General features: G+C 73.5%; 22 protein-coding genes and 1 riboswitch. Of the genes, 11 read left to right on the forward strand and 11 right to left on the reverse strand.

From position 1 onward, the window contains the following. Window positions 1-131 precede the first annotated feature (131 nt). Together HCC30_RS26245 and HCC30_RS26250 are read left to right on the forward strand one after the other, a co-directional pair. On the forward strand, window positions 132-734 hold the full coding sequence (locus tag HCC30_RS26245; RefSeq protein WP_169445307.1) for a DUF4232 domain-containing protein: 603 nt from the start codon (window positions 132-134) through the stop codon (window positions 732-734). Between the two features lie 115 nt (window positions 735-849). Beyond that, the gene (locus HCC30_RS26250; protein ID WP_169445309.1) at window positions 850-1,374 is read left to right on the forward strand and encodes a phospholipase A2; all 525 of its coding nucleotides are present in this window, start codon (window positions 850-852) and stop codon (window positions 1,372-1,374) included. A gap of 79 nt (window positions 1,375-1,453) precedes the next feature. On the opposite strand, the gene HCC30_RS26255 is transcribed toward HCC30_RS26250, so the two are convergent. Next, window positions 1,454-1,993: a hypothetical protein gene (locus HCC30_RS26255; protein WP_169445311.1), complete on the reverse strand. Its 540-nt coding sequence runs from the start codon at window positions 1,991-1,993 to the stop codon at window positions 1,454-1,456. Window positions 1,994-2,237: 244 nt separating this feature from the next. Here HCC30_RS26255 and HCC30_RS26260 point away from each other — a divergent pair, with 244 nt between their 5' ends. Further along, entirely contained in the window at window positions 2,238-3,221 is a 984-nt protein-coding gene (locus HCC30_RS26260) for a nitroreductase family protein (RefSeq protein WP_240979903.1), read from the forward strand. Window positions 3,222-3,234: 13 nt separating this feature from the next. Here the strand turns inward: HCC30_RS26260 and HCC30_RS26265 are convergent, their stop codons facing one another. Together HCC30_RS26265 and HCC30_RS26270 are read right to left on the reverse strand one after the other, a co-directional pair. Next, complete coding sequence (locus HCC30_RS26265; RefSeq protein ID WP_169445313.1) at window positions 3,235-3,891, reverse strand: response regulator transcription factor; 657 nt, start codon at window positions 3,889-3,891, stop codon at window positions 3,235-3,237. After that, on the reverse strand, window positions 3,888-4,871 hold the full coding sequence (locus HCC30_RS26270) for a HAMP domain-containing sensor histidine kinase (RefSeq protein WP_169445315.1): 984 nt from the start codon (window positions 4,869-4,871) through the stop codon (window positions 3,888-3,890). The genes HCC30_RS26265 and HCC30_RS26270 overlap by 4 nt, the downstream gene beginning before the upstream one ends. A 259-nt stretch (window positions 4,872-5,130) precedes the next feature. Between HCC30_RS26270 and HCC30_RS26275 the strand changes: the two genes are divergently transcribed. The 4 genes from HCC30_RS26275 (at window position 5,131) to HCC30_RS26290 (ending at window position 7,968) form a co-directional block, all read left to right on the forward strand. Continuing rightward, window positions 5,131-5,466, forward strand: coding sequence for a TraR/DksA C4-type zinc finger protein (locus HCC30_RS26275; RefSeq protein WP_169445317.1), 336 nt, complete (start codon window positions 5,131-5,133; stop codon window positions 5,464-5,466). After that, window positions 5,456-6,292: a hypothetical protein gene (locus HCC30_RS26280; protein ID WP_206324342.1), complete on the forward strand. Its 837-nt coding sequence runs from the start codon at window positions 5,456-5,458 to the stop codon at window positions 6,290-6,292. Before HCC30_RS26275 ends, HCC30_RS26280 begins: the two co-directional genes overlap by 11 nt. Before the next feature lie 75 nt (window positions 6,293-6,367). Then, window positions 6,368-6,997, forward strand: a complete 630-nt coding sequence (locus HCC30_RS26285; protein WP_169445319.1) for a hypothetical protein — start codon at window positions 6,368-6,370, stop codon at window positions 6,995-6,997. A gap of 53 nt (window positions 6,998-7,050) precedes the next feature. Further along, on the forward strand, window positions 7,051-7,968 hold the full coding sequence (locus HCC30_RS26290; protein ID WP_169445321.1) for an alpha/beta hydrolase fold domain-containing protein: 918 nt from the start codon (window positions 7,051-7,053) through the stop codon (window positions 7,966-7,968). A gap of 210 nt (window positions 7,969-8,178) precedes the next feature. Here HCC30_RS26290 and HCC30_RS26295 read toward each other — a convergent pair whose 3' ends face one another. Both HCC30_RS26295 and HCC30_RS26300 read right to left on the reverse strand, forming a co-directional pair. Beyond that, on the reverse strand, window positions 8,179-8,712 hold the full coding sequence (locus HCC30_RS26295) for a hypothetical protein (protein WP_169445323.1): 534 nt from the start codon (window positions 8,710-8,712) through the stop codon (window positions 8,179-8,181). Window positions 8,713-8,870: 158 nt separating this feature from the next. Then, window positions 8,871-10,100 (reverse strand): M14 family zinc carboxypeptidase, encoded by a 1,230-nt coding sequence (locus tag HCC30_RS26300; protein WP_169445325.1) that lies wholly within the window; start codon window positions 10,098-10,100, stop codon window positions 8,871-8,873. 250 nt (window positions 10,101-10,350) lie between these two features. On the opposite strand from HCC30_RS26300, the gene HCC30_RS26305 reads away from it, so the two are divergent. Both HCC30_RS26305 and HCC30_RS26310 read left to right on the forward strand, forming a co-directional pair. After that, window positions 10,351-11,088, forward strand: coding sequence for a hypothetical protein (locus HCC30_RS26305; RefSeq protein WP_169445326.1), 738 nt, complete (start codon window positions 10,351-10,353; stop codon window positions 11,086-11,088). Window positions 11,089-11,203: 115 nt separating this feature from the next. Further along, the gene (locus HCC30_RS26310; RefSeq protein WP_169445328.1) at window positions 11,204-12,811 is read left to right on the forward strand and encodes a BBE domain-containing protein; all 1,608 of its coding nucleotides are present in this window, start codon (window positions 11,204-11,206) and stop codon (window positions 12,809-12,811) included. Between the two features lie 15 nt (window positions 12,812-12,826). Here HCC30_RS26310 and HCC30_RS26315 read toward each other — a convergent pair whose 3' ends face one another. Together HCC30_RS26315 and HCC30_RS26320 are read right to left on the reverse strand one after the other, a co-directional pair. Then, window positions 12,827-13,576, reverse strand: coding sequence for a sigma factor (locus tag HCC30_RS26315; RefSeq protein ID WP_169445330.1), 750 nt, complete (start codon window positions 13,574-13,576; stop codon window positions 12,827-12,829). 79 nt (window positions 13,577-13,655) lie between these two features. After that, complete coding sequence (locus tag HCC30_RS26320; protein WP_240979904.1) at window positions 13,656-14,435, reverse strand: MgtC/SapB family protein; 780 nt, start codon at window positions 14,433-14,435, stop codon at window positions 13,656-13,658. Between the two features lie 135 nt (window positions 14,436-14,570). On the opposite strand from HCC30_RS26320, the gene HCC30_RS26325 reads away from it, so the two are divergent. After that, window positions 14,571-15,080, forward strand: coding sequence for a DinB family protein (locus HCC30_RS26325; RefSeq protein WP_169445331.1), 510 nt, complete (start codon window positions 14,571-14,573; stop codon window positions 15,078-15,080). Window positions 15,081-15,138: 58 nt separating this feature from the next. Here HCC30_RS26325 and HCC30_RS26330 read toward each other — a convergent pair whose 3' ends face one another. Further along, window positions 15,139-15,399, reverse strand: a complete 261-nt coding sequence (locus HCC30_RS26330) for a hypothetical protein (RefSeq protein ID WP_169445333.1) — start codon at window positions 15,397-15,399, stop codon at window positions 15,139-15,141. Between the two features lie 247 nt (window positions 15,400-15,646). Here HCC30_RS26330 and HCC30_RS26335 point away from each other — a divergent pair, with 247 nt between their 5' ends. After that, complete coding sequence (locus tag HCC30_RS26335; protein WP_169445336.1) at window positions 15,647-16,126, forward strand: nucleoside deaminase; 480 nt, start codon at window positions 15,647-15,649, stop codon at window positions 16,124-16,126. A gap of 66 nt (window positions 16,127-16,192) precedes the next feature. Here the strand turns inward: HCC30_RS26335 and HCC30_RS26340 are convergent, their stop codons facing one another. From HCC30_RS26340 to HCC30_RS26350, 3 genes are all read right to left on the reverse strand, one after another. Continuing rightward, window positions 16,193-17,467, reverse strand: coding sequence for a glycosyltransferase (locus tag HCC30_RS26340; protein WP_240979905.1), 1,275 nt, complete (start codon window positions 17,465-17,467; stop codon window positions 16,193-16,195). Between the two features lie 103 nt (window positions 17,468-17,570). Continuing rightward, window positions 17,571-17,885, reverse strand: coding sequence for a multidrug efflux SMR transporter (locus tag HCC30_RS26345; protein WP_169445338.1), 315 nt, complete (start codon window positions 17,883-17,885; stop codon window positions 17,571-17,573). Between the two features lie 14 nt (window positions 17,886-17,899). Then, window positions 17,900-17,959: riboswitch (guanidine-III (ykkC-III) riboswitch) on the reverse strand. 90 nt (window positions 17,960-18,049) lie between these two features. Beyond that, window positions 18,050-19,465 (reverse strand): MFS transporter, encoded by a 1,416-nt coding sequence (locus HCC30_RS26350; protein ID WP_169445340.1) that lies wholly within the window; start codon window positions 19,463-19,465, stop codon window positions 18,050-18,052. Between the last annotated feature and the right edge of the window lie 195 nt (window positions 19,466-19,660).

Genomic DNA, 19,660 nt, shown 5'->3' on the forward strand with positions numbered 1-19,660 from the left:
CGATGCGGCAGGGGAGTTGGCCCCCCGTTCCGGCTGTGACAGAACGTGGACGTGGCGGAGGGACGGCTGTGACTCGGTGCGGGATACAAAGAGTTTCGACCGCATGCACAGCCCACTTCTGGGGGAACTCCGTGAAGTACACCCGCGTCACCGCTCTCGCCGCCGTCGGCGTCGCCGCCACCCTCTCGCTCACCGCCTGCAACGGCACTTCGGGGAGCACGTCCTCCAAGGGCTCGTCCTCCTCGGACGGCGTCACGAAGGAGAAGACGGAGGCCCGCGCGGGCACCGCGAAGGACACGGCGAAGACCGGCGGCAAGGCCCGCGGCAAGACCCCGTTCTGCAGGACGGAAGACCTGGCCATCGACGCGAAGGACGCCGCGCCCGACGAGTCCGCGGGCAGGATCAACATCACGATGGTGAACCGGGGTTCGGCCACCTGCTCGGCGACGGGCTTCCCCGGCGTCGACATCAAGGACGCCGACAACACCTCCAGCCCCATCGGACGCGGCCGCGCCGAACCGCGCATCACCGAGCTCAAGCCCGGCGACTCCGCCGTCTTCAACCTCGCCTACGCCATCGACGCCGGCGGCGACAGCCTCGCCCACCCCACCGACATCCTGGTGACGCCCCCGAACGAGACCCGCCCCCGGAGCCTGAAGTGGCCCAAGGGCGCGGGTGCCATCAAGGGCGCCTACACCGACGTCGAGGTGTATCCGACGCACACGGTGAAGTAGGGGCGTACGCCAGCCGAAACACCGTCATCCCCCCGGGGGCCTTTCCGGTACCCGGGGGCGGGGGGCTCGTTTCCAGGGTCGGTAGCCAGTTCGCGCACCTGACCCGGAGGACCCCATGCCCAGGAGACTTTCGACCGCACTCGCCGTCTTGACGATCGCCGGCAGCGGCATGCTCGGCGCCGCCTCGCCGGCCGTCGCCGCGGCGCCCGTCGAACCCCCGCCGGCCGCGGAGGCGCCCGTCGCCGCGGCGCCCGCACCCGTCGAGGGGACGGTCCGGGAGAAGGCGGACGAGATCATGAACCTCACGTACCGGCAGTTCGCACAGACCCCGCACATCGCGCCGTACAACTGGACCAACGACGGCTGTTCCGTGCCCACGGGCTTCGAGCCGTACAGCAAGGTCTTCCGGCCCGCGTGCGAGCTGCACGACTTCGGGTACCGCAACTACGGCGGCAACTGGGAGCTGAAGCTCAGCCCGACCCGCGAGACCAAGCAGTGGATCGACGGCCGGTTCCGCACCGAGATGCGGCGCGTCTGCGACGACACCTACCGCAACCCGCTGAGCCGGCAGGGCTGCCTGCGCGCCGCCGACGCGTACTACGGGGCCGTCAGCCTCGGGGGCGACAAGGCGTTCTTCTGACCCTCCCGGGCCCGGCCCGACGCGTACGGCTCCGCCCTCACCTCGCCGGTGGGGGCGGAGCCGTACGTCGTGCGGAGTCCTACACCACCGGTGTCTTGAGGACGGTGGAGACCTTGCAGCGGCCCGAGAGGGAGGCGACGCCGTCGTAGGCGTGGACGGTGTCCTCGACCTGGCTCCGGTAAGGGGTGCCGGGCGTCACGGCGTTGACCTCGAAGGGGGTGCTGCTCAGCAGGGAGCCGGAGGAGTCCTCGAAGGTGAAGGTGCCGTTGTAGTCCGAGCCCTCGGTTCCGGAATTGCCGTTGGTGACGGTGTACTTCCAGGTCACCTTGGCCTCGGTCTCGCTGACGCCGGTGATCACGCAGTCGGTGATCCGCACGTCCTGCTCGCCCGCGGTCGTGGGTCCGGGGGACGGCCGGGTGCCGCCGCTGGAACCGCCGGTGGTCACGTTCGTGTCGTAGTCGTCGTCCTTGTAGCTGCCCGAGTCGTAGTCGCCCGTGGAGCTGGAACTGGTCGAGCTGCTGCTGTCGTCGCAGCTGCCGCCACCGCTGCGCCGGGCTCCCGTCAGGGCGACGAGGACCACCGTGACCACGGCCACGGCACGGACATGACGGAGCTTCATAGAGTTCCCCCGAGATGCACAAAAAAGTGAAATGTTCGATGCTGCGCGCTTGTTGGGTTCGCATAATGACGCGCGCACGTCACGATAACAGGGCGTGAAGGCCCCTCCGGCCAGGCGTTTCACAGGGCGGACGGAGCGGACTGCCGCAAGATCACCCAGCCGACGGCGCACGCGGGGTGCCGGGACCTCCGGCGGTGGCCGGGCGGCCGGAGCGCGCGCAGGGTGGGTGCTGGAGGTGGTTGGCATGCCGGGTCTTCTCGACGACGGTCGGCTGGAGGGGCTGGTGCGGGACGCGACGGCCGCGCCGTCCATGCACAACGCGCAGCCCTGGGAGTTCCGCTACCACCGGGCCGCCCGGACGCTGGAGCTGCGGGCCGACTTCACGCGCTCGATGCCGCACGCCGACCCGGACGGGCGCGGCCTGCACATCGGCTGCGGCGCCGCGCTGCTGAACCTGCGCGCCGCCGCCTGCCACGCGGGACTGCGCCCCGAGGTCCGGCTGCTCCCGGACGCCGCGGACCCGGGCCTCCTGGCCGAGGTCCGCTTCACCGAGGGCGAGGGCGCCGACCGGGCGCTGGCCGCGCTGGAGCCGATGATCGCCGAGCGGCACACCAGCCGGTACCCGTACGCGGAGGTCCCGCTGGAGGCCGGGGTGCAAGAGACGCTGGTGGACGTCGCCGCGCGGGAGGGCGCCACGCTGGAGTTCCCCACGGGCTGGCACCTGTCGCACGTCCTCCAGCTCATCCAGGAGGCGGAGGCGGACGAGAGCTACTACGGGGACGTGGACGAGGCGCGCTGGCTGCGGCGGGGCACGGCGGAGTCCGACACCGCCGTGGACGGCATCACCGAGCCCAACCTCGGGGTGCGCAAACGCGGCGGGCGCGCGCCCGTCCGCGACTTCGCGCGCGGCAGCTCCGACACGGACCGGGGGTCCGCCGTCTTCGAGCAGGTGCCGCACCTGGCGCTGGTGTCCACCGCCGACGACGGGCCGCACGCCTGGCTGCGGGCCGGGCAGGCCACCGAGCGGGCGCTGCTGGCGGCCACCGAGGAGGGCCTGGTCGGCTCGTTCGCGACGCAGCCGCTGGAGCGGCGCGACCTGCGCTGGCTGCTGCGCGACCCGGTCGGCGGGGCCGGGCCCGTGCACGTGGTCCTGCGGGTCGGCTACGGGCCGCGCGGCCCCAGCTCGCCCCGCCGCCCGCCCGGCGAGGTCCTCACCGTCCTGCCCTGACGGCGGCCCGGGTTCAGGGTTCGACGAGGCCGGCGCGGATCGCGTAGCGGGTCAGGCCCAGGCGGTCGTGCAGGCCGAGCTTGCCGAGCAGGTTCTCGCGGTGGCGCTGCACCGTCTTCACGCTGATGACGAGCGCTTCCGCGATCTCCCGCGAGGAGTGCCCCTCGGCGACCAGCTTGAGCACCTCCTCCTCGCGCGGGGTGAGGATGCGGTCCGGGGCCTCCTCGCCGCGGCGCACGCGGTCGAGGTAGGTGCGGACGAGGGAGGTCACGGCGCCCGGGTAGACGAACGGCTCGTCCCGCATCGCGGCCCGGCAGGCGGCGACCAGGTCCCGGTCGGCGACGGACTTCAGCACGTAGCCGCAGGCCCCGGCCTTGAGGGCCTGGAAGAAGTACTGCTCGTTGTCGTGCATCGTCAGCACCAGCACGCGGGTTCCGGGGCTGAGCGCGGTCAGCTCGCGCGCCGCCTGGAGCCCGGTCATGCGCGGCATGGTGATGTCCAGGACGGCGAGGTCGATCTCGTGGGCGCGGGCCGCGGCGACGGCCTCGGCGCCGTCACCGGCCTCGGCCACCACCGTCAGGCCCGGCTCGCTCTCCAGGATCAGGCGCACCCCGCGGCGCACCAGGGTGTGGTCGTCGGCGAGCAGGATGCGGATGGGTGCGTCGGTCACGGCAGCCCGGCCCCCTCGGCGGGGGCGTGCCCGGCGTCCCGGGGCACGGGGGCCGTGAGCCGGACGAGGGTGCCGGTGCCGGGCTCCGAGACGAGGTGCAGGGCGGCGCCGACGAGCAGGGCGCGCTCCCGCATGCCGCGGATGCCCGCGCCCTCCTCGGCCGGGGGCGTGCCGCAGCCGTCGTCCCGGACGGACAGCACGAGACCGCCGCGCTCCTCGCGGAGGTCCACGCTGACCTGCCGGGCACCGGCGTGACGTGCCGCGTTGGTCAGGCTCTCCTGCGTCACGCGGTACAGCGCCAGCTCCAGCTCCTCGCCCAGCGGCGGCAGCGGGGAGGCGAACGAGCGCCGTACGGGCAGGCCGGTGTGCGCGGCGAAGTCGGTGGTGAGCTCGGTCAGGGCGCTCACCAGGCCGAGGTCCTGAAGAACGCCGGGGCGCAGCCGGTGCACGATGCGGCGCACCTCGTCGAGACTGCCCCGGGTCGTCTCCTGCGCGTCGAGCAGGGTGCGCCGGAGCGGGCCCTGCGCCTGGTCGGCCGCGCGCTTGAGGTCCAGCAGCACCGCCGTCATGCTCTGCCCGACCTCGTCGTGCAACTCCTGCGCGACGCGGCGCCGTTCGCCCTCCTGCGCGAGGAGGGCGCGGGCGCTGCTGGCCGCCCGCTCCGCCTCCAGCCGCTCCAGCATCGCGTTGAACGCGCGGATCAGCTCGGCGACGCTGCCGTTGCCCTGCACCGGCAGCCGCTGCCCCGGGCGCAGCAGGTCGACGGTGGCCATCATCCGGGACAGCCGGGCCAGCGGCGCGAGGCCGAGACGCAGCATCAGCGCGCTGGCCGCGAGCATCGCGGCCATCCCACCGACCAGGACGGCCGCCTCGGTCAGCAGCACCGGCACGGAGACGGTCACGGGTGCCCACAACAGGGCCGCGGTGGCCGTTCCCACGATCACGGTGTTCAGCCCGAAGAGCCGCCAGAACAGGGACATGCGGAGCACACTTCCTTCTTCGCCGGTGCGGACCCGACTCTCCATCATCCTCCGTCGGCACCGCACCGGCCGTCCGGCCCGGGGGCAAAAGGGGCCCGTGAACCGGATACCGCAGGGAAATGGGGTCTGTGACCCATGGAATCCACGGGACCTTCCGGGGATGGTGGGCCATTGATCCACGGCCGTTCCCCCGGCGCCGGCCGCGTGCCCGCCGGGACCCGGACGGCTGCTTCGTCATGCACATCCGACAGGAGGAGCAGTGCTCTCCGAATCAGCGGCCGACGGCCTCACGGGCTCCGCGCACCTCGCCCCGCCCGAGGCACGCCGTCGACTGGAGCGGGAACGCGCCGCGCGGCAGGCCCAGTTGAGGTCCCTGGACGACGCGGACACCGGGGCCGGCGCCGAGGCCGGGTTCCTCACGGTGCAGCGCACGGCGGCCGAGGACGTACTCGCCGAGGTCGAGGCGGCGCTCGCCCGCCTGGAGCAGGGCAACTACGGCTCCTGCGAGGGATGTGCGGAGGCGATCCCGGCGGAGCGGCTGGAGGCACTCCCGCACGCGCGGCGCTGCATCGGCTGTCAACGCCGTGCCGGCTGAACGCCGCACGCCCGTCCCGCGCCGGCGCCTGCTGCCCTCGGCCCGCCGTCGCCCGGTGCTCGCGCTCGACCTGGGCAGCAGCCGTACCCGCGTCCTGCTCGCCGACCGGGGGCGCGTCGTCGACGTCCCCACGGCGGAGCTCTCCGGCGACGGCGACGCCGACCCCGTCCTGCGCGGCGCCGTCGTCGACGCCGGGGCCGCGGGGCGGCTGCTGGCGCGGGTGATCGGGCCGCGGCTCGCGCGGGCCGACCGGCCGGTGGTGAGCGTCGCCTCGCCGGTGCTGGGCGGGCCCGCGTACCGCGCGGCGGCGCGCGCCGCGGTGCAGGTGCTGCGCCCGCACGCGGTGGTGACCGTCCCGGCGGCGCGCGCCGTGGCACGGTCGGCGGCGGCGGACCTGTCGTGCCCGCTGCTGGTCGTCGACATCGGCGCCCGGCTGTCCGAGGTGGTGCTGCTGGACGACGGCGCCGTCGTCGACGCGCACCACGCGGCGCTGGGCACCGAGGACCTGGACGAGGGTGCCACCCCCGTCCAACTCGCCTCCGTCATCGCCTCGATGACCGCCATGACGGTGCGCCACGACAGCACCTCCGCCGCGCGCGAGGCGCTGCGGCGCGGCCCGCTGCTGGCCGGCGGCGGCGTCCTGCGGCCCGGGGTGGTGGAGGCGCTCACCGAGCGGCTCGACACCTCGGCCCGGATCGCCGCGGGCCCGCACACCGCGGCCGTACGCGGCGCCGCCGCCCTGCTCCGCGACCCGGCCCCGGCCACCCGGCCCACCCTGGGCGGCCGTTCCGCCGCGGGCGGGTTCAGCCCGCTGCCGGCGCGCTGAACCCCCGTGCCGGCCGCGGGCGCCGTGCGCCGGGGCGCACGAGCCGTCCGAAGCCCCACGTCCCCCGGGAGAGACATGGACCGCCCCAGTCCGCGCGGCATCCCCCGCGCCCAGCCACCGCCGCCAGGACCGGTGAGCCGGCTGCCGTGGCGGCGGCGGGGGCACCCGCTCTCGCGCCGTACGGACCGGGCGCGGGCCTGGTGCGCGCTGGTCCTGCTGCCCGTGATGCTGGTGGCCACCCCCGTGTCGACCGTCCTCGCCGGGGCGGCCGCGCACCGGCACCTCGAACGGACCGCCGACCGCCAGCAGTCGGCCCGGGAGCGGGTCACCGCGTCCCTGGTGCACACCGCTCCGGTGCATCCGGAGCCGGGCTCGCCGGAGGCCCGCGAGACCCGCTACCCCGTCCCCGTCCGCTTCACCGATGAGGCGGGGCGCACCCGTTCCGGCACCGCCGAGGTCGTCCCGGGCCTGCCCGGGGGAGCCACCGTCGGCGTGTGGACCGAGAACGGGCGGATCACCGACCCGCCGCTCACCCGCGGCCAGATCCTGCGCGGCACCGTGTACTGGGCGCTGCTCCCCGCCGTGGCCCTGCCGCTGACGGGCACGGCGGCCTACGGACTCGTCAGCTTCCGCGTCAAGCAGCGCAACCTCGCCTCCTGGGACGCGGCCTGGGCCGGCACGGCACCGAGGTGGCCGCCGGGCTGAGGCCTCCCGGGGCGGCGATAGCGTAGGAGCGGCCCGGACGACGAGGAGGACGTGTGCGGTTCGCGTGGCAGGCCCTGCTGGCCGAGGTACCCGGGGAACAGGCCGCCGAGGCGCGGGAGTTCTACGCCGCGCGGACACCGGGGCGCGGCCCCGCCGGCCGCGCGGAGCTGGACGCTGCCCGCGCCGCGTTGCCCGCGCCCCGCGCCGCCGACCCGCCCGCGGACGAAGTGACCGCCGTGGCCGGGGAGTCACGCGTCCCCGTCCGGGTCCTCACGCCCACCGGCGGCCCGCCCCGCGGCGTCCTGCTGGACATCCACGGCGGCGGCTTCTACCTGGACTGCGCGGCCCGGAGCGACGAGCGCAACCGCGCGCTCGCGGAGCAGCTGCGCCTCGCCGTCGTCAGCGTCGACTACCGGCTGGCCCCCGAACACCCCTGGCCCGCGGCCCCCGACGACTGCGCGACGGCGGCGCGCTGGCTCTTGGCGGAGGCCGGACCCCGCTTCGGCACGAACCGGCTCGCCATCGGCGGCAGCTCGGCCGGAGCCACCCTCGCGCTGACGACCCTGCTCCGGCTGCGGGACGCGGGCGCCGCCGGCCGCTTCGCCGGCGCGGTGCTCCACTTCGGCGCCTACGACTTGAGCGCCCGCACCCCCGCCGGACGCCGCATCGCCGACGAGTACTTCCTCCGGGCCTACGCGGGTCACGTCCCCGACCGCACGCTGCCCGACATCTCACCCCTCTACGGCGACCTCCACGGGCTGCCCCCGACGCTGCTGACCGTCGGCGCTGAGGACGTGCTGCTGGAGGACAACCTCGCGCTGGCGGCCCGCCTTTCGGCCGCCGGGAACGACACCGACCTCCGCGTCTACCCCGAGGCCCCGCACGGTTTCACCGCCCACCCCACGTCCCTGGCCCGCACCGCACTCGCCGCCGCCGACGCCTGGCTGCTGGAGCGGATCACCGGGGCGTAGGCGGCGCCGCGTACCCCGCCACGCGAAGGGACGCGGGAGGGGAACCCGCCGTGGGAGAAGTGCTGTTGATCGTGCCGGGGGCCGTCGGCGGCCTGGTCCTGCTCTGGCTGCTCGCCCTGGCGGGGCCGCGCGGCTCCCTGCTCACCGAGGCCGTCCGCCTGCTGCCCGACCTGCTGCGGCTGGTCACCGCGCTCGCGGGCCCGCGCGGGGTCAGTAGCCGTTGCCCGGGCTCTCGTTCTCCTCGCCGCCGGTGCCCTTGCCCTCGACCTTCTCGCCCTCGGCGTCGAGGACGTACCACTCGGCGCCGAACTGGTCGAGGTCCTGACCGTTGGTGTCGCCGGCCTTGCCGTCGCCCTGGAAGTAGTAGAGGGGGTGGCCGTCGTACACGACCTGCTTCTTGCCGTCCTCGCGGGTGGAGGTGGACAGCAGGTCCGCCTTGACGCCGTCGCCGGCCTCGGGCTTGCCGGAGGTGGTCAGCGGGGGCCAGGCTTCCGCGCAGTCGCCGTCGCAGGTCGACTTCGCCGAGGTGTCGGCCTCGAACAGGTACAGCGTGTGGCCTTCGCCGTCGGTGAGGACCTTGCCCAGCTCTCCGGCCTCCCGCAGCGACACCTCCGCCTTCTGCTGCGTGCCGGGGCTCCGGCTCGGCTCCGCCTCCGAGCCGCCGCCCTCGTCCGAGCAGCCGCCGAGGACGGCGGTCAGCAGCACGGCGGCGACGGCGAGGAACGCACCGGAACGCGTGGACATGGGGGCCTCCGAACGGGGACGGGGAAGAGCGGCGGAATGCCACCACAGTCCAGCGCCGCTCCGGCCCCGAGCGGAGCTTCCGCGCCCCGGGCCGGAGCGGAATCCGCCCCATCCGGCGATCCGGGACCGTCTGATCGGTCCACGCCGGAGGCTGCCGGCTACCGCTGCTTCTCGTCCCAGCCGTAGGTGGGCAGGGTGAAGAACTCCTCGCCGTCGAGACGGTCGGCGCTTCCGGTGGCGACGCCCTTCATGATCGACTCCACGCCGGTGCGGACGGTCGCGGTGAACACCTCCTTGTGCTGCTCACCCAGGTCGTCGGACTGGCCCCGGACCTCGAAGAGCACCGTGCCCGTCCCGTTCAGCGCGAAGGCGGAGCGGCCCTGGCCCGGGTACTCGCGCTCGTCGGGGTGGACGTAGCGGCCGATGGCCGACTCCGCCTGGCGCATGCCGTACTCGCCGTGGATCCCCTTGGCGGCGGCGAGCGCGTAGCGCCGCGACTTGTCCTGGTCGAGCGCGGGCCACTGCTTCTTGTACTTGGCGCCGTCCCGCACGCCGAGCGGCGGGTAGTCGATCGCCATGGAGATCAGCTTGCCCTTCTGCGGCCCGCTGGTCAGCCGGTCGCAGGGGCCCATGTGGTGCAGGTCGACGTACGTCTCGACGTGGCCCTTCTCCTGCCGGAGCTGCACGTAGGTGTCGCGGATCGCGCGGGACTCGGGGGAGAGGAAGAAGCCCGGGTCGGTCTGCTCGCCGGGCAGGTCGGCGGCGCGGGGGACGTAGTCCAGGTCCGGGTTGAAGTCGCGGTTGAGGTCGAAGCCGGGCTCGGCGATGCCGTCGCCCTCCTCCGCGTGGTACCAGGCCCTGGGGGCGCCCGCGAGCTGCGGGAAGCGGTCGGTGACCCGGTCCCAGGGGAGCACGTTCATCCGGCGGTTGAGCTCGCCGCCGTCCGGGTTGACCATCGGCATCGCCACGAAGGTGATCCTGCGGAGCAGGGCGCGGGTCTCCGGGTCGTCGGAGGTGCCGAGGTGGTCGAGGATCTCCAACAGGGCCTCGGTGCCGGTGCGTTCGTTGCCGTGGATGGCGCTGGTGACCAGCACGACCTTCTTGCCCTGCCCGGCCCGGGCCCGCCACATCGTGCGGCCCTCGGCGGTCGTCCCCGCCTTGTCCACCCGGACGCGCCCGTCACTGCGGCGCTCGACGGCCTTCAGCTCCCGGGTCAGCTCGCCGTGGTCCGTCCACCCGTCCCACGAGGGGTTCTCCTGGACCTGGCAGGTGTCGATCGGCGGGGTGGCGTGGGCACTTGGCGCGACGGTGACGCTCGCGCCGAGGACGGCGGTGGCGAGCGCGGCGCAGAGGGCACCGGGTCTGCGGACTGCTGCGGACGTGCGCATGAGGCTCCTCGGTTCGTCGGACGGGGGACGAGCGGATGACGAGCACGGACGTACGGGACGGGCAGTGCGGCACGGGCGGCGTACTGAACGGTCTTGCAGTACCGCCCCGTTGATACAACCCGCGCCGACGCGGCCGGTCAAGACACCCGCACCCGGCCGAAGTCGCCCGCACCGGCCGGCGGTTGGCGGCGCCGCGTCCCCCCGTACGCTTCCTCCGGTCAGCAGGCCGAGGTGGACGGAGACGGAGCACATGGCGGGGGAGAGGGACGTACGCGGGCTCGCGGCGGCGGTCGAACGGGCGGCGCGGGAGGCGCGGGAGCCCGAGGAGGCCGGGAACGGCGGCGCGGCCGCGGAGAGTTCGGACGGGGACGCACCGGGGCCGGGGCCGGTGGGCTGGTTCCTGTTCGTCGCGGTGTGCGCCGTGGCCGCGCCCGGGCTGATGTGGCTCGCGCCGGTGGTGCCGCTGCCGGGGCCGGTGGGCGGCGCGGTCTTCCTGGTCTGTGCGCTGCTGGTCCCGCTGGCGCTCGTCCTGGTGCCCGCCGTCCGGCTGCGCCGCGTCCCGCACCGGAAGACGCCGGCGCCGGCCGCCCTCTCGCTCACCGTCGCCCTCGCCGCCACGGTCGGGGTGGCGATCATCGCCCGAACCGGCGGCGAGGAACGGGCGTTGGAGCAGCGGGGCGTGTGGACCGGCGCCGTCGTCACCGAGGTCGACAACCGCAAGACCGACACGTGCACGCTCCGCACGGCCGGCGGCCGCGAGATCTCACCCCTGCTCTCCGAGGGCGACGGCTGCGACGCGGAACGCGTGCGGCGGGGCGAGCGGATGCGGGTGCTCCACGACCCCGAGGGCGCGGCGGGACCGGTCGAGGAGACCGAGGTGGACCTGGACTCCGGCGCGTACGCCGGCCCCGTCGGCGGCCTGGTGGCCCTCACCGTGCTGACCGGCACCTGGGGCTGCGTCCGCCTCGGCCGCCGCGAAACCGAGTAGGACGACGGGGGAATTCCCCCGCGGAACACCGCACCGGGGAATGATTCCGGCCGTTTGTCCGCCGCGCCGGAATGTGCTCCCCGTGCCGGATCGGCGCCGGTATCAGGGTGGATTCATGACCGACTCCAGCACGCCCCCGGGCGGATTCTCCGTCGACCCCGAAGACAAGCGCTACCCCTCACTGAGCCGGGGGTTCAATCAGCGCTGGCTCAGCACCCCCGAGTACATCAGAACCGTCACCTCGTCCGAGGACACCAGAAACGCATTGCAGACGGCATTCGACGAGACGCCGTCCGACCCCGGCCGCACCCGGATCACCGCACGTTCCGGCGGGCACTGCTACGAGGATTTCGTCTGCGCGCCCGACGTCCGCGTCATCCTCGACCTCAGCCCCCTGTGCGGAATGTACTGGGACGGGGAAATGCGCGCCCAGTGCGTCGAGGCGGGCGCGACCAACTGGCACACCTACAGCCACCTCTACCCGGCCACCGGCCGCGCCCTTCCCGGCGGCACCTGCTATTCGGTCGGCCTGGGCGGCCACATCACCGGCGGCGGCTACGGAATGCTCTCCCGCAAGTACGGGCTGACCGTCGACTACCTGTACGCCGTCGAGGTCGCCGTGGTCGACGAGCAGGGCACCGCCCGGCTGGTCACGGCCCGGATCGACGACCCCGACCCGTGGCGGAAGGCGCTGGCCTGGGCGCACACCGGGGGAGGCGGCGGCAATTTCGGCATCGTCACCCGGTTCTGGTTCCGGGACGTTCCCGAACCGCCCAGCAGCGTGATGCTCTGCGGCCTGGAATGGAAATGGTCCGACTTCAAGAACCCGGGCGAATTCCACGCCCTGCTGAACGCGTACGGCAGGTACTTCCAGCAGCACCAGGACCACCGGACCGTCGAGGGCAGCCTGTTCACCCTCCTCAAGCTGAACCACCGCAGCAACGGAAAGATCGGCCTCATCGCCCAGATCGACGCGGACGACCGCATCGCCGGTGATCGAGCCATCACGGAATTCCTCGACACCCTCGACGGCGCGATCACCCCGGCGGCCCAGCCGCTCAGCACGGCAATGGGCGAACACCCGCCGCTGCCCACCATGAAGACCCCGCAGTACCTGCCCTGGCTCACCGCGACCCAGACCCTCAACGCCTCGGGCGAGAATCTCTGCGGCAAGTACAAGTCGGCGTACATCAGGGAGCCGTTCACGCCGGAGCAGATCACCGCCATGTGGGACTGCCTCGGAAACACCCGGTTCACCGAGTACACCAATCCGAGCGCGCTCATCCAGATCGATTCCTACGGCGCCGCGGTCAACCGCGCGGAGTTCACAGGAATGCGCACCGCCGTCCAGCAGCGCGACTCCATCATGAAAATGCAGTACCAGGTGTACTGGCCGGTGGACGAGGAGGAGAAGGAACACCTCGACTGGATCCGCGAGACCTACACCGCCACCTTCGCCGCGACCCACGGCGTACCCGCGGTCAGCACCGGGCAGGAGCCGCGCAACACCGACGGCTGCTACATCAACTACCCGGACGCCGATCTGCCCGACGGCCGCCCGGACTCCCTCGCCGACGGCTGGCCGACGCTCTACTACAAGGACGCCTATCCGGCGCTCCGCAGGGTCAAGCGCCACTGGGACCCGCGGAACGTCTTCCGCCACCAGCAGTCGGTCGAACCCGCCGAGCACTACGACCCGGGGAAGCCGCCGCTGCTGCCCTGAGCCCCGGCCGCGCGGTCAGTCCCCGGAGTGCCCGGACGCCGTCAGCGTGCGGATGGCGTGCGAGGCGTGGGTGAGGGTGCGGGTGATGTCGGCGGTGGGCAGGGCGAGTTCGGCGGCGATCTGTTCGGGCGAGAGGTGCCGGAAGTAGCGCATGTGCAGCACCCGCAGCTCGTGCTCGGACAGTGACCCGCCGTCCTCGTCCTCCGGCGTACCCCGGGCGTCACCCTCGGTGGTCAGCGCGGTGTCCAGGCCGAGCGACACCTGGCTGTCCAGCACCTCCAGACCGAGCACCACGTCGTCCTCGTCCAGGCCCGCGCGGGCGGCGATCCGGGCGACGACCGCGTCGCCCGGGCCCGTGCGGCCCTCCAGCTTCTGCAGCGTGCCCCGGACCACGTCCCGCACCTTGCCCACCTGCCGGAGCACGTCGTTGACCGGGTCGTCCTCCTCATGCCCCCGCTGGAGCTCGGCGCGGATCACCTCGTCCGCGAACGCCTCGAAGGCGCCGTCCCGCTCGGGCACGTAGCGGCCGAGCGCCTCGACGAGTCCCGCGTCGGCCGCCTGCCGCAGCTCCTCGCGTCCGACGGCGGGGCCGGCGTAGCGGCGGGCGAGGCGGCGGGCGGTGGGCTGCCAGGCGTCGACGAGCCGGGCGAGCACCTGCCGCCGCTCCGGACCGTCCGGCAGCGAGGTGAGGAAGGCGAACTCCTGACCGGCGTCCTCGCCGGCGGAGCCGGGCGTACGGGTACCTGCGGTGGTGACGAAGCTCATACCTCCACCGTGCGCCCGTGAGCCCGGAACGCCAAGGGACCAAGGTCCCGATCCGCCCGGACGGCCCCGGCGGGACCCCTCACTCCGTCCCGGCCTCGCTCGCCACGTCCACGTCGAGGACGCCGTCCAGTTCGCTGAGCGAGGCCACCAGCGCGGACAGGTCGCCCGCGCCCTCCAGTCCGACCTGCACCGTCACCACCCGCTCCCGCGCCCCGTGCCGGGGCAGCAGCTCCTCGCCCGCCACATGGGCCCCGGTACGCGAGGTCGCCACCCGGGCCACCACGTACCCGGACCGGGTGATGTCGGCCAGCACCTCGCCGAGCAGGCCGCGGCCCTGCACGTACCGCACGTTCAGCGTCGGCGCCGGTGACGTCCAGCGGTCGACAGCCCAGCGGGTGGCCACGGGCAGCAGCAGGATCGCCACGAAGTACGCGACCGTGGCGACCAGCGCCAGCACCAGCAGACCCGCACCGGCGGCCGCCCCCACCGCGGCCGTGAGCCAGATGCTGGCCGCCGTGGTCAGCCCTCGTACGGCGTCCCGCTTGACGAAGATGATCCCGCCGCCGATGAACCCGAGCCCGGAGACGATCTGCGCCGCCACCCGCGAGGGGTCCAGCATCACCTCGCCGTCGCTGAGCACGTCCCCGAAGCCGTACTTGCTGACGAGCATGAACAGCGCCGAGGCGAAACCCACCACGGTGTAGGTGCGCAGCCCCGCCGACTTCTGCTTGACCTCCCGCTCCAGCCCGATCGCGGCCGACAGCACGAACGCGGTGCCGAACTCGGCCACCTGCTCCCAGCCCTGCCCCGACAGCTGCCCGAACGCCAGATACCCCGAAAAGGTCATATCTCCCGCCATGCCGGGCACCCTAGAGTGCCCGCCGTACTCCGCTCGGGGCGCCACACCGTCCGCGCGGCCCGGGCCCGGCGGGCACGGCGGCGCGGACGGGCAGGCTGGGCGGGCCGGTCAGGACCCCGACGCCGAGGAGCACCGATGGACGTCACCGCACTGCTGCTGGACGGTTTCTCGCGCATCCGGGAGGAGGTGCACGAAGTCCTCGACGGGCTCTCCGGGCGTGAGCTCAACGCCCGTACCGACAGCGGCGCGAACTCCGTCGCGTGGCTGGTGTGGCATCTGTCCCGGGTGCAGGACGACCACGTGGCCGACGCGGCGGAGGCCGAACAGGTCTGGACGGACGACGGGTTCGACGAGCGCTTCGGCCTGAGCCTGCCCGCCGGATCGACGGGTTTCGGCCACTCCGCGCGGGACGTCGCCAAGGTCCACGTCACCGGGCCGGCGCTGCTCGCCGAGTACCACGACGCGGTGCAGGCCAGGACCGGCGACTTCGTCCGCGGCCTGGACGGGGCGGCGCTCGACGTGGTTGTGGACGCCTCCTGGGACCCGCCCACCACGCTCGGTGTCCGGCTGGTCAGTGTGCTGTCCGACGGGCTCCAGCACGTCGGGCAGGCCGCGTTCGTCAAGGGCGCCCTGCGCCGGGGCTGACACGGAACGTGAGGGCCCGCCGGTCTCCCGGCGGGCCCTCACGCGGAGCGGGGGCCGACTAGGACTTCTCGCCCTGGTCCTGCTCGGAGCCCTCCACCTCCAGGTTGCCGCGAACCTTCGCGATGAGGTCGTCGACGCTCACGGACTTGTCCTGCTGTGACGTCCCCACGTGGTCCGAGTCCTCCACGTGACTGTGGGCGACGTCGCCGGGTCCGGAGTTCTTGATCACGACCACGTCGGCCATGGCCGCCGGAGCGGCCGCGGCACCGAGGCCGATGGTCAGAACGGACACGGCGGCTGCGCGTATGAGCTTCTGCATGATTCAGATCCCTTGCGGTTCTCATGTGGCCTGACTGTCAGGTCACATGGGCATCCATGAACGCGTCGGGGGCGGGCCGAGACGGGATAAGTCCGATATCCACTCGAACGGTCCGTCGGCGTCTCCGGGTTGGCGGAGCGAGAGCCCGGCCCCTGTCGCCCGACCGCCACAGAGGTCCGTGGAACGGCGTACCGGACGGGCCGCCCGGCTGTCCGGGTGCGTTACCCGTGGTCATATCCTGGGCGGCATGGTGAACGACTCCGATCTGCGGCATCTGCGCCGCTGCGTCGAACTGGCAAGGGAAGCACTCGAGGCGGGGGACGAGCCCTTCGGCTCGCTGCTCGTGGGCGCCGACGGGACCGTCCTGGCCGAGGACCGCAACCGCGTCTCCGGCGGCGACCACACCCGCCACCCCGAGTTCGAGCTGGCGCGCTGGGCCGCCGAGCACCTGCCCGCCGGGGAGCGTGCGGCGGCCACCGTCTTCACCTCGGGCGAGCACTGCCCGATGTGCGCGGCCGCACACGGCTGGGTCGGCCTCGGCCGCATCGTGTACGCCAGCTCCACGGAGCAACTCACGGAGTGGCTGGCCGCGTTGGGCGTCCCCCCGTCGCCGGTACGGGCCCTGCCCATCGGCGAGATCGTCCCCGGCCTGCCGGTGGAGGGCCCGGTCCCGGAACTCGCCGACGAGGTCCACGCCCTGCACCGCAGGCTCCACGAGAAGCACTGAACGGCCGGGGAGTTCCGGGTTGCGCCTCCGGAACTCCCCGGAACCGCGCGGGACTTGAGGCGCGCCTCAGCCCGCCGCCTGCCCTCCCCGGGCGAGGCCGTCCAGGTGGGCGAGGACGGGGGCGATGCCGTCCTCCTCGGAGAGGCGGGCGGCGAGGGCCGTCGCGCGGGAGGCGAACGCGGCGTCCCCGGTGGCCCGTCGGAGGGCGGAGGCGAGGGCCGGTTCGGTGAGCCGGCGCAGGGGGAGCGCGGCCGGTGCGACTCCGAGCGCGGTCAGCCGCGCCGCCCAGAACCCGGCGTCGAACTGCGCCGGGACCGGTACGGCGGGCACCCCCGCGCGCAGGCCCGCCGCCGTGGTGCCCGCGCCCGCGTGGTGCACCACGGCCGCCGTGCGGGGGAAGAGCAGCGGGTGCGGGAGCTCGCCGACGGTGAGCATGTCCGGTCCCTCGGCGGCGAGTCGGGCCCAGCCGCGCTGGATGATCCCGCGCAGCCCGGCCCGGCGCAGGGCCCCCGCGACGAGGCGGCCGAGCCGCTCGCCGTCCGGCACCGTGACGCTGCCCAGGCCGACGAACACCGGCGCGGGACCGGCGGCGAGGAAGTCCTCGACCTCGCGCGGAAGCCGGGCCTCCGGCGGGTCGCAGGGCCACCAGTACCCGGCCGTCCGCAGCCCGTTCCGCCAGTCCGCCGGGCGGGGCACCACCAGCGGGCTGTAGCCGTGGAGGACGGGCCAGTCCGCGCGCTCGCGGGCCCGGTGGGAACCGGCCCGCACGGTGTGCCGTACGGGACCGCCGAGTTCGCGCGCCGTGGCCCGGACGGCGCCGGCGAAGATGCGGTCGACCAGGGCGTTCACGGCGTGGCCCGCGAGCCGGTTGCCCGCCGGGCCCAGGGAGCGGGGTGTGCCGAGGACGGACGGCGGGAACTCGCCGGTGGCCGCGAGCGGTTGGAGGTACACCCCCAGCGTCGGCAGCCCCAGCCCGGTGCCGATCGCGTGACCCAGCGGCGCGAGCGAGCTGGACAGCAGCAGCACGTCGCTCTCCCGCGCCGCGGCGAGCAGCGGTCCGGCCATCCGGCCGACCAGGTCGCGGGCCATCGCCGAGAGCCGCAGCAGCTTCCCGGCGTCCGTGACGCTGCGCTGGAGCCCGCGGCCCCGGGCCGACTCCAGCTCGGCGCGCGGGTCGACGGGCAGCGCGCGGAAGGCGACGCCCGCCGGTTCCGCGAGGGCCGCGAAGGAGCCGTGGGTCACCAGTGTGACCTCGTGCCCCGCGGCCGCGAGCCCGTGCGCCAGCCCGGTGTAGGGCGCGACGTCCCCTCGTGAACCCGCCGTCATCACCGCAACACGCATGGTGCCCAGTATGGGCGCGGGACGCCGCGAGCGGGTGCGTCGCGCCGTCCCCGTACGACGGAATCCCGGCCCCCGAAGGGACCGGGATGCGTGAACGGCGCGGTCAGTGCAGGATCTTGAGTCCGACGACGCAGCCGACGATGCCGGCGAGCATCAGCAGTTTGAGCACCGAGGCGGCCTCGCCGTCGAAGACCATCGCGTAGGTGACGGTCAGTACGGCGCCGATGCCCACCCAGACCGCGTATCCGGTGCCGACCGGCAGCGTGCGCAGTGCGTAGGCCAGGCCGCCCATGCTCATCACGAGTCCGACGGCGAAGACGACGGTGGGCCAGAAGCGGCTGAATCCCTCGGACTTGCCGAGCGCCGTCGCCCAGACGGCTTCCAGGACGCCGGAGATGATCAGAACGACCCATGCCATGACGGACAGCTCCCTCCGTGCCGTCGTCAATGACCGGGTACGGCACCCTCGTCCGGGAGCTTGCTGGGCTCTGCCCATACCTTCTCACAGCGTCGCTCGCCGCTGCCATGAGCCCTTCGTCACCCTCGCGCCGGGACCTTCGCCCCGGCGCGAGGGCCCGGGAATCAGGAAGCGGAGGCGGCCGTCTCGGGGGTCTCCTCGCGCGGGGCGGGGACGGGGGCCTCGGCGTCCTCCAGGGAGACGTCCTTGGTTTCCTTGCCGAGCAGCAGCGCGACCAGCGTCAGCACGGCCATCGCCGAGAGGTAGATCCCGACCAGCCACGGCGAACCGTCACCGGCCTCCCACAGGGCCACCGCGATGAACGGCGCGACGGCGGCGCCGAGGATCGAGCTGACGTTGTACGAGATGCCGGAGCCCGTGTACCGCACGCTCGTCGGGAACAGCTCGGGCAGCAGCGCGCCCATCGGGCCGAAGGTCATGCCCATCAGCGTGAAGCCGAGCACCAGCCACAGCACGACGCCGAGGGTGCCCAGGCCGATCAGCGGCACCCACACCAGCCCGAAGACCACGATCGCGGCGGTGACCCAGATCAGCGTGGAACGGCGCCCGTACTTGTCCGCCAGCGGCCCGGAGACCAGCGTGAACGCGGCGAAGAACACCACGCCGAAGATCATCATCAGCACGAAGGTGGTGTAGCTGTAGCCCAGCCCCGGCACGGGGGCGCCCTTCGGCGCGTTGCCGTAGCTCAGCGAGAACGTGGTCATCAGGTAGAAGAGCACGTACGTCGCCAGCATGATGAAGGTGCCGAGGATCAGCTGCTTCCAGTGGTGCCGGAAGACGGTGGCCAGCGGCAGCTTCCGTACCTGGCCGGACTCGCGGGTCTTGGCGAAGACCGTCGACTCGACCAGCCGCAGCCGCACCCACATGCCGATCGCGACCATCACGGCGGAGAACAGGAACGGGATCCGCCAGCCCCAGGTGAGGAACGCCTCGGAGGGCTGGGAGGGGTCGGCGCCCGCGGCGGAGGGCAGCAGCGCGCCCATGAGGAGGAACAGACCGTTGCCGATGATGAACCCGAGCGGCGCCCCCAGCTGCGGGAACGTGCCGTACAGCGCGCGCTTCTTCGGCGGCGCGTTCTCCGTGGCGACCAGCGCGGCGCCGCTCCACTCGCCGCCGAGCGCGAAGCCCTGCGCCAGCCGCATCAGCACCAGCAGCGCGGTGGCGACCCAGCCCGCCTGCGCGTAGGTGGGCAGCACGCCGATGAGGAAGGTGGCGATGCCCATGGTGAGCAGCGAGATCACCAGCGTGCCCTTGCGGCCGAGCCGGTCACCGAGGTGCCCGAAGAAGACGGCACCGATCGGACGGGCGACCATCGCGGCGCCGAACACGGCGAAGGAGGACAGCAGCGCCGTGGTGGGGTCGCTGCTCGGGAAGAAGAGCGCGGGGAAGACCAGTACGGCGGCGGTCGCGTAGATGTAGAAGTCGTAGAACTCGATCGTCGTGCCGATGAGGCTCGCGATGAGGACGCGGGACCGCGGGTTGACGGGTGTCTGGTCAGGGCCGGTTCTTGCTGCGGACATGTCTCGGTCTTTCGCACGAGGGCTACGAGGCGGCCGCCGACGACGGGCGCCGGCGCCCCGCGCCACGGCGCGCGCCCTTCGTGGAGCGGGTGCGCGGGCGGTGCGGGCGGCGCAACGATCTCACTTATCTCATCTGTCAACCGGGGCGATTTCACAATGTGGGACGGCGCCCCGTCTACGGAGCCGGCTCCCCGG

It is taken from the genome of Streptomyces sp. HNM0574, from assembly GCF_012726235.1.
In the GTDB taxonomy this organism is placed as follows: domain Bacteria; phylum Actinomycetota; class Actinomycetes; order Streptomycetales; family Streptomycetaceae; genus Streptomyces.